Consider the following 3,482-nt stretch of genomic DNA (forward strand, 5'->3'; position numbering starts at 1 on the left):
GCATTCAGGTCATCTGTTTGGGGGGTATTTCGTTTACAGGATTTACACCTCCCCGCGGTATGAAGCCCTTCCGGCCTCGAAGAAGTGGGCCGCCCGGACGAAGCCCGAAGGAACGCGCTCGAAAATTGATCCTGTTTGAGCGAGCCTGCGAGTGAGTTTGATCAATTTTAGCGGACCGGAGGGCGCAGTCAGGCCCAGTTCTTCCAGGGGCCCTTGCGGTCATCCTTTGGGCCTTGATTTTTTTACTTCGTGAGTCGCTTCGCTCGTCTGGTTCGTTTTTGCATCAAGGCAAAAATGAACACCAGCCTATATTCGACGCCCACAGCTATTCCAGGTTGTGTGCATAGACTAGCCCGGAATCAGGAGCGAATCAGATATCCCGGTCGATCCTTGAAGCCCGCTAAATAGATATCGGGGAGGAAGGAACCATAGGACGCTCTCACGAAGTCCTCAGAGAAGGGAGGATTAGGGGGAGGGATTCCGTGCGCTCAAACGAACTAAACAATCACCCGTGACACAGCAGTAGTGCTCTGTCAACCCTCATTTTGATGGTTGCCCAGCAATCAACTTCCACGAAGCCGGTCATGGTGAGCGCAGTCGAACCATCTCCCTGGCGTTCAGCGGGACCTGTTCGGGACAGCACGACACGCGTACCTATCTCGGTTTGACCCAAACAATCACGTGTGACACAGCAGTAGCATACGGCGGCTAATCTCACAATCCTACAAGGGCACCTTGTTCGGGATGACTGCTTGGGGGATCACTTGCGATCGATCAGTTACTCGGTAGCCTTTATGCTCTTCCCACCCATCCCAGATAATCGACGGCGAGCGTCAAACAGAGCCCCCGCGCACAAGTGTATCTACAAACGCACATCAAACGCGCAACGGCACAGATGGCGAGCCATACAATCCGCGTAACAGTCAGCTGTCGTACAGCACAAACCCCCGGATGCGCCACGCTGCCGCGCATCCCTTCGTACACGTTTTCCACAATTCGACCCCCGTATGTCTGCAACTGACGCCCCGACCCGCGAATCCGTTGACCTGAATCGCGTGCGTACCGACGGCATGACCTATGCCGAGTACAAGGCGCATTGGGAGGCCGAGCGCACCGCCGACCTGCCCGATGAGGCCGATGCCTCAGACCGCCGCATGATGCACTACCTGAACTACAATCATGAACGTCAGGCCAGTGTGCACGCGGCATACACGGTCTCTGAGGACCTGGACGATGCGCTCGATGCGGTCGATACGCCGCAGACGTGGATGGTGCTCACCGAGCCCTGGTGTGGAGATTCCGCGTTCAGCCTGCCGGTTATTGCCGAGGCCGCGCAGTCGCACCCCGACATCGACTTGCGCATCCTGCTGCGCGACGACAACCTGGACCTCATGGACCGCTTCCTAACCGGCGGCTCCCGGAGCATCCCCAAACTCGCCGCGCTGGACGAAAACGGCACCGTGCTGTTCACCTGGGGCCCGCGTCCCGATGTGGCGCAAGATCGTTACGACGCGTTAAATGCCGATGGAAAGGACAAGATGGCAATTGTGAAAGCCCTCCTCGATTGGTATGATAAGGGCGGCTGGCAGCATGTAGAACGCGAACTCATCGACACGCTGCACGCCACCACGCCCTCTGCCTCGTAACTTCTGCATCCCACATGGCCTACCCGACCTGGACGCCCGCGCACGACATCGCTCTGCTCTACATGGCTCCCGCCTATGGTACCGACCACGAACTCTCGCCCGAAGAGGGGGTGTCGGTGCAGGCGGCCCTGGCGCCCTGGGCGGCGGGGTACAACCTGGAGGTGCGCCCCACGCTCATCGAAGGCGTTACACGGCTGACCGAGGCCGAATCGCCCGATGAGGCCGTCGACCAGGCCATTGAGCGCCTCTCCGACGAGCTCAGCGCCGATCACCACAGCGACATCCTCGAAGGGCTTGTCGATATTGCAGAGGCCGACGGCGTGCTGCTTCAGCGCGAGCAGGGCCTCATTGCTCACGTAGCCGCCGCCTGGGGCCACAAAGCCCTTGGCGAGTCGCTCCTCGACAACACCACCGCCGAGGTTGAGGGCACCTCCGACGACTGGAGCCTCATCCACGAACTCGCCTTCCTGTTCATCGCCATTGCGCACGCGGGCAACAACGAACTCAACACCGACGAAATCGCCATGCTGCGTAAGCGCCTGCAGCCGTGGCATCCCGATTTCGACGAAGAAGCCATCGACGACGTCATCCGCACGGCACTGCGTGTCTACGCCGATGCCGACGAAGACCTCATCCAGCACGTCGTGCAAACGCTCAAGCAGGCCCTCCCCGATGTGCAGCTCCTGGCCGTGCTCGACGATATCTACTGCATGGCCCGCGCCGACGGCCCCGTCACCGACGCCGAAGAGGCGCTCATCGCCACGCTCGGCTCTGCATGGGATGTGCAGGTGCGCCTGTCCCCGCGCTGCAAGTAAGCCCTGGGGCAGTGGCGCACCTGCAAGCACATAGGGAGTTGGAGGGAAGCAGAGCAGATTGCCCAATGCAATAGTCTCATCACAACCTCTACGGGGCGGATCGCCGCATTGAAGCCGTGCGTTAGTCGTTAAGAATTGCGCCCCTCCCCAAAACCCCCGCAGGCCCCATGTCCTGGATGCAAACCCTCACAACGCATGCCGCCACGCGCTGGGTTGCTGGCGGACTCCTGGCGGCGGGCGGATGGGCACTCTATCAAACCGCCACCGCCCAAACAACAGCGCCCTCGTTGCCACCCTCCGATCCCGATCCCGCGCCAGTCGAGCATCGCGAATCTCCATCTGCCGAAGCAGTGCCTGCCCCTCCCACTGAAAACGGCACCGCCGATGCGCTCCACACCGAGCCCTCGCCCGCCGATTCCGCTCGCATCAAGGCGTCCGTAACCGATCGCCTGCGTGCCGAGCGCAACCACCTCTGGCGCGTAGCGGCTTGGGGCAGTGCGAACATCGCAGGGGGACTGGCACTGCGCCTCGCCTCTGACCAAACGGACACCCGCGCCTTCGGATTTCAGTCGGCGGCGTGGGGCGTGGTCAATGTGGGCATTGCCGCAGCAGGACTACTGAGTTCGCGCGACCGGCCCACCACGTGGCGCGGTGCCATTAATGCGGAGCGCCGGTACCACGACATCTTGCTGGCCAATCTGGGGCTCAACATAGGCTATGCCAGCGTGGGTACGGCCATGGTTGTGGCGAGCGCCTACGATGTGGACGACGCTGCTGCGTGGCGTGGGCATGGCAGCGCGCTCATCCTGCAAGGCGCAGGTCTGTTCGTGCTAGACGCCATTGCGTGGCTCGGATCCCGAAGACGTATCGTCGACTTCCTCAGCATGCCCGGGGACCTCGCGGCTCGATCCTTGCCAGTGGGTGGGGCGCTCACCTGGCGTTTCTGAGTCATCCGGATCGAATCCATCGGGGCGTTCGGGGCCGAAATCAGACATCGAGCCACCCGCAAAGCCTCCACTTC

General features: G+C 61.4%; 3 protein-coding genes. All 3 read left to right on the top strand.

All coding sequences use genetic code 11. The features are described 5' to 3' along the window. Positions 1-1,007: 1,007 nt before the first annotated feature. The 3 genes from R6U20_RS03775 (at position 1,008) to R6U20_RS03785 (ending at position 3,408) form a co-directional block, all read left to right on the top strand. Positions 1,008-1,646 (top strand): thioredoxin family protein, encoded by a 639-nt coding sequence (locus tag R6U20_RS03775; protein WP_410336537.1) that lies wholly within the window; start codon positions 1,008-1,010, stop codon positions 1,644-1,646. A 14-nt stretch (positions 1,647-1,660) separates the two neighbouring features. Beyond that, positions 1,661-2,461: a TerB family tellurite resistance protein gene (locus R6U20_RS03780; RefSeq protein WP_410336538.1), complete on the top strand. Its 801-nt coding sequence runs from the start codon at positions 1,661-1,663 to the stop codon at positions 2,459-2,461. A gap of 167 nt (positions 2,462-2,628) precedes the next feature. Beyond that, complete coding sequence (locus R6U20_RS03785; RefSeq protein WP_410336539.1) at positions 2,629-3,408, top strand: DUF6992 family protein; 780 nt, start codon at positions 2,629-2,631, stop codon at positions 3,406-3,408. Positions 3,409-3,482 lie beyond the last annotated feature (74 nt).

The sequence above is a fragment of the Longimonas sp. genome (assembly GCF_046498435.1).
GTDB lineage: Bacteria > Bacteroidota > Rhodothermia > Rhodothermales > Salinibacteraceae > Longimonas.